Origin of the sequence: Mesorhizobium sp. M8A.F.Ca.ET.161.01.1.1 (genome assembly GCF_004792105.1) — a bacterium.
In the GTDB taxonomy this organism is placed as follows: Bacteria; Pseudomonadota; Alphaproteobacteria; order Rhizobiales; family Rhizobiaceae; genus Mesorhizobium.
Window position 1 is genome coordinate 1 of the sequence record NZ_SRTD01000041.1, and the last position, 1,360, is coordinate 1,360.

Below are 1,360 nucleotides of genomic sequence, written 5' to 3' on the forward strand. Positions count from 1 at the left end.
TCGTCATGTATGGACGGCCCCTCTTGGGCAAGAGGCAAAATAGCGGCGCCGGCGCAAGTCTGGAGCGGTCATGTATTCGGCCTTTAATGCGATCGATTTCGATGACCGCTGGCCCTCAGGGGTTACGCGGATCGGGTTCCCAATCATTCTAGCGCGCTTTGCATCGCGATGACGAAGGCGGAGTGTCCCGGTCCAGGTCCTGACCATTTTGCCGTGCTGCCTTTTGCTCCTTACGCTGTTAAGAGCCTCGATTGCGGTTAAGCCGCAGATGGTGCCCTGTATTGTTGTCCCGATTGCAGCATTGCCCAGATGACGCGGGCGGTCTTGGCCGCTTGAGCCACGACCGCGACCTTAACCGGTCGCCTGGCCAGTAGGCCGCGAATCCAGGGCGATCCTCTGTCGGGCTTGGCCCTGACCTGACGCAGCCACGAACTGGCGCCGAGAATGAGCAGCCTTCGCAGGTCCCTGTCGCCAGCGCGGCTGATATGGCCGGTCGACTTGTGCTTGCCGCCGGTATCATGGCTCTTGCGGGTCAGGCCCAGCCAGGCGGCGAAGTCCCTGGCCGAGGCGAACTGACGGCCATCGCCTATGGCTGCAATCGTCGCATGCGCGATGATCGGGCCGACGCTCGGGATCGTCGTCAGCCGCAAGGCCGCTCGCTGCTGCCTGACCTGAGCCAGGATCTGCTTGTCCAGCTTGCCGATCTCGCCATCGAGCGCACGCCATTGCCCGGCCAGAGGCGCCAGGCAGATCAACAGCGCGGCGGGAATAGCTTCATCGGCTGCCTCGATGCGCCGCAGCAGGGTCTCGATGCCCGCCGCCCCCTTGGCACTTGTCAGGCCCATCTCATAGAGCATGCCTCGCATGGCGTTGGCCAGTTGCGTGCGCTGGCGCACCAGAAGGTCACGCGTGCGATGCAGCGCCCTGGCCCATTGCTGCTCGACCGTCTTGATCGGCACAAAGCGCATCTTCGGCCGGCTCACCGCCTCGCAACAACCGTCTGCATCGCGGGCATCGTTCTTGTTGCGCGGAACATAGGGCTTCACATAGGCCGGCGGCATTAACCTGACCTCATGGCCGAGCGCGCTGAGCGTGCGGGCCCAATGATGGGCCGAGCCGCAGGCCTCCATGCCGATCAACGCCGGCGGCTGCGCGGCGAAGAACTTCTCCACCTGCGCGCGGCGCAGCTGGCGCTGCACCACCACCTGCCCACTCGCATCCACGCCGTGCACCTGAAACACATTCTTGGCCAGATCGATTCCAAATCTGATAGCTTGCATGACGGACGGTCTCCTCCGCTGGTGTTTCAACACGACCAGCTTGGCACATTCGATGCCGCAAGGGGCCGTCCACCCATCAT

The 1,360-nt window shown here is 63.6% G+C and carries 1 protein-coding gene; it reads right to left on the bottom strand.

Annotated elements, in window-relative coordinates:
* Positions 1-257: 257 nt before the first annotated feature.
* Complete coding sequence (locus EN804_RS34460; protein WP_135922294.1) at positions 258-1,280, bottom strand: IS110 family transposase; 1,023 nt, start codon at positions 1,278-1,280, stop codon at positions 258-260.
* Positions 1,281-1,360 lie beyond the last annotated feature (80 nt).

What these genes read in the sequence shown, in the direction of transcription:
- EN804_RS34460 (WP_135922294.1), bottom strand. Translation starts at nt 1,280, where the DNA reads ATGCAAGCTATCAGATTTGGAATCGATCTGGCCAAGAATGTGTTTCAG.